We start from the raw sequence: 3470 nt of genomic DNA, 5'->3' as shown, positions 1-3470 counted from the left end.
CGATCTGTGCAGCAATGCAGGCAACTAGACTGGCCAGGTGCTCAAACCCATCGTGTGGCCGGTCCTCGCACCGTCACTCCTCTTCGCCGTCGGCCTGGGCGCGGTCCTCCCGGTCATGGTCCTCGGTGCCCTCAACCTGGGGTCGAGCTCCTCCTTCGCCGCCGCCGTCGTCGGCATCATGGGAGCAGTGTCCCTTGTCGCGACGGTGCCGGCGGGGATTCTCGTCGACCGCCTCGGCGATTTCCGTGCCATGCTTGTGGCCACGATCGCCGCGGTCATCGTCCTCGGCGGGATCGTCGCCGCCTTTGTGTGGGAGACGCCTGCTTCTCTCATCCTCTACACGGTGGCGCTCATGCTCTTCGCACCGGTCTCCGATGTGTGGAATCTGGCCCGGCAGGCCGTCGTTGCCGAGGTGATGCCGCCCCAGGACCTCTCGAAGGCGATGACCGCGCTGGGCGGCACTCAGCGGGTGGGCAATCTCATCGGACCGATCGTCGGCGCCGGACTCATGCTCGTCTTCCCGCTCTGGTCGGTCTTCGTCTTCTCCGCCGTCGTCTCTGTTGCGGCCATCGTCATCATGGCCCTGCCCATCACCCAGATCCCCGGATACTCCGACCGCGGAAATCCCCGCGCAGGTTCGTCCAGCACGAATGCTGCAGATGCCGCAGACGCTGCGGACGTTGCAGACACGACGAATCCCTCCCCCGCCGAGGCGCTTGCACCGAAATCGGGCAAGTCGCCCCGCCCTCGACTCGAGGTGAGGTGGAAGGCCGTGATCCTCGTCGGGGTCTCGATGATCACTCTGACCGTGGCCAGGTCGGCCCAACCTGTGGTGATCCAACTGTGGGGCGTCGAGATCGGACTGGACGAGTCCTCAATCTCCCTGCTCATCGCCTTCGGTTCGGGCCTCGAACTCATCTTCATGTTCCTCGGCGCCTACATCAAGGATCACATCGGCCGGACCACGACAATGGTGGCATGCCTGACGATCTTCGGAGCCGGCTTCGTGATCATGGTGCTGCGTCCGGATCTGACAGGCATGATCGTGGCCGCGGCGATCATGGCCGTGGGCAACGGACTGGGCGCGGGAATCAACATGACGATCGGCGCCGACCTGTCTCCGGCCGTCGGACGCGCCCGCTTCCTCGGGATCTGGGCGATCTTCTCCAACGGCGGCAAGTTGGCAGGCCCGACCGTCGTCTCGCTGGTCATCACCATCGCCTCGCTTCGCCTCGGAGTCATGTTCCCAGGGCTGTTCGCCATCCTCGGCGCCGTGTGGATCATCATCTGGTCCAAGCAGATCGGACTGCCCAGCAGACGGCGGCGCTGAGCCCCTGCCGCGGCGACCACAGTAGGCACACACCACCTGAGCAGCCGCTCGAACCGCAGCGAACCGATTAGGCTGGACATGACCGGTCCTTGACGTTCGGACTCCCCGCTGTGGAAGGAAAGGTGCTCATGGCCGCCCTCGATTTCGGAGCCTTGGTGCTGCTGAGCATCGCCGCCCTGCTGTTCCTCCTCCTGCAGTCGTGGCTGGCGGCCACGGTGGTGCGACGCGTCGTCGGAGTCCCGACGGGCTGGCCGCGGACCATCGGTGTGGGTCTGGTGATGAGCGCCGTGATGGCGCTGACGGTGCAGTACCTCTACCGCGCCGGGACAGGACAGAACGCCGGTGGTCTCGATGTGGCACCAGGTGTCGCGCTTCTGCTGCTGCTGTTGGCGACCGGGTGGATCTTCGCTCTGGGCGTCGGAGCCCTCGTCGTCATCGAAGCGGCGTTCCCGACCGGATCGCTGCCCGGACCGCAGGCACTCTTCTTCGGCTGGAAGGCACGCCGGCGACGCGGCCGACGCTACGCCGAGGTCGTTTCGATCGCCGTTCGCCACGGTCTGGGCTCACAGATCCGCGGCTTCGGTCGGGGCACGGCCCCCGGACGTGAGGCGAAGACGGCTCGCGCACTCAAGGACTCGCTGGCCGAAGCCGGTGTCACCTTCGTCAAGCTCGGCCAGATGCTCTCCACCCGCCGCGATGTGCTGCCTCCTACCTACATCCACGAACTGGAGACGCTGCAGACACAGGTCTCCCCCGAACCCTGGTCTGTCATCGAACCGGCGATCGAAGAGCGTCTGGGCCGGCCCCTGGGCAACGTCTTCTCCCGCATCGACGCAACTCCTCTGGCCGCGGCGTCCGTGGCCCAGGTCCACGAGGCAACTCTGCTCGACGGCACCGATGTCATCGTCAAGGTCCAGCGGCCGAAGGCCCTCAACCAGGTCAATCAGGACCTCGATATCATTCTGCGTCTGGCCAGCTGGCTGAACAAGACGACCGTGTGGGGACAGAATCTGGGAATTGAGAACCTCGCCAAGGGATTCGCCAATTCCCTCGAGGAGGAGCTCGACTATCGGATCGAACTCGACAATATGCGCACCATCGAACAGACTCTGTCGCGGTCGGGAAAGTTCTCCGTCACCGTGCCCCACGGCTACCCGGAGCTCTCCAGCGAGCGGCTCCTCATTATGGACAAGCTGGCCGGGCATCCGGTGTCCTCGGCAGGAAAGACACTGGCCGAACTCTCCGCGGAGGAGCGGAAGGCATTGGCCACCATCCTGCTCGGGGCAACGCTCGAACAGATCATCACCGACGGCGTCTTCCACGCCGACCTGCATTCGGGCAACATCTTCATCATGCCCGACGGTGGCCTGGGTCTGTTGGACTTCGGTGCGGTCGGCAGACTCGATCCGGGCACGCAGAGGGCCCTGGGCCTCATGCTCTACTCGATCGACCAGAACGACAGTGCCGGAGCCACTGATTCACTCATCGAACTCCTCGGGCGCCCCGAGACTCTCGATGACCGAGCCGTCGAACGTGCGGTCGGTGAACTGCTCACCCGCTACGGCGGCGGGTCGCGGTCGGCCAACGGGCAGAAGCTCTTCGACGACCTGTTCAACCTCGTTCTGGCTCACCGATTCTCCGTACCGGCCCCGATCAGTGCAGCCTTCCGTGCCTTGGCCTCGGTCGAGGGAGCACTCCTCGTCATCGATCCGAGCTTCGACGTGGTCGCCGTCGCCCGACATGAGGGCAACCGCCTCATGCGCAGCAAACTGAAGTCCACGAAGATCACCGACGAGTTCCAGAGACGTGCGATGCAGATCCTGCCGATGATCGACCGCCTGCCTCGGCGGCTCAACAAGATCACCGAGGACCTCGAGCAGGGCCGCTTCTCGATGAACATGCGCGTGCTCGAGAACACGTCCGATCGGCGGTTTCTCACGAGCCTGTTCCAGCAACTCATCGTCGCCGTCCTGGCCGGTGCTGCCGTCCTGGGCTCGATCATGCTCATCACCAGCGAAGAGGGTCCGCTGCTGACCGAGGGCATCTACCTCTACGCGTTCTTCGGATTCGTCCTGCTCTTCGGCGGCTTCGTGCTGAGCATGCGCTCTCTCATGCTCGTGTTCAAACGCGGCGTCGACGG

2 protein-coding genes are annotated in these 3470 nt (G+C 64.8%); both read left to right on the top strand.

All coding sequences use genetic code 11. The annotated features are described in order from the left end of the window. The first annotated feature begins 37 nt into the window (after positions 1-37). Entirely contained in the window at positions 38-1330 is a 1293-nt protein-coding gene (locus L0G76_RS14880; RefSeq protein WP_304357934.1) for an MFS transporter, read from the top strand. Positions 1331-1458: 128 nt separating this feature from the next. Beyond that, positions 1459-3470 (top strand): ABC1 kinase family protein (locus tag L0G76_RS14875; protein WP_304357933.1); only part of this gene is annotated, 2012 nt, incomplete at its 3' end.

Origin of the sequence: Brevibacterium picturae (assembly GCF_030453725.1) — a bacterium.
Lineage (GTDB): Bacteria > Actinomycetota > Actinomycetes > Actinomycetales > Brevibacteriaceae > Brevibacterium > Brevibacterium sandarakinum_A.
The sequence above is the reverse complement of the archived record's forward strand: the minus strand, read 5'-3'. Positions and strand labels throughout refer to the sequence as shown.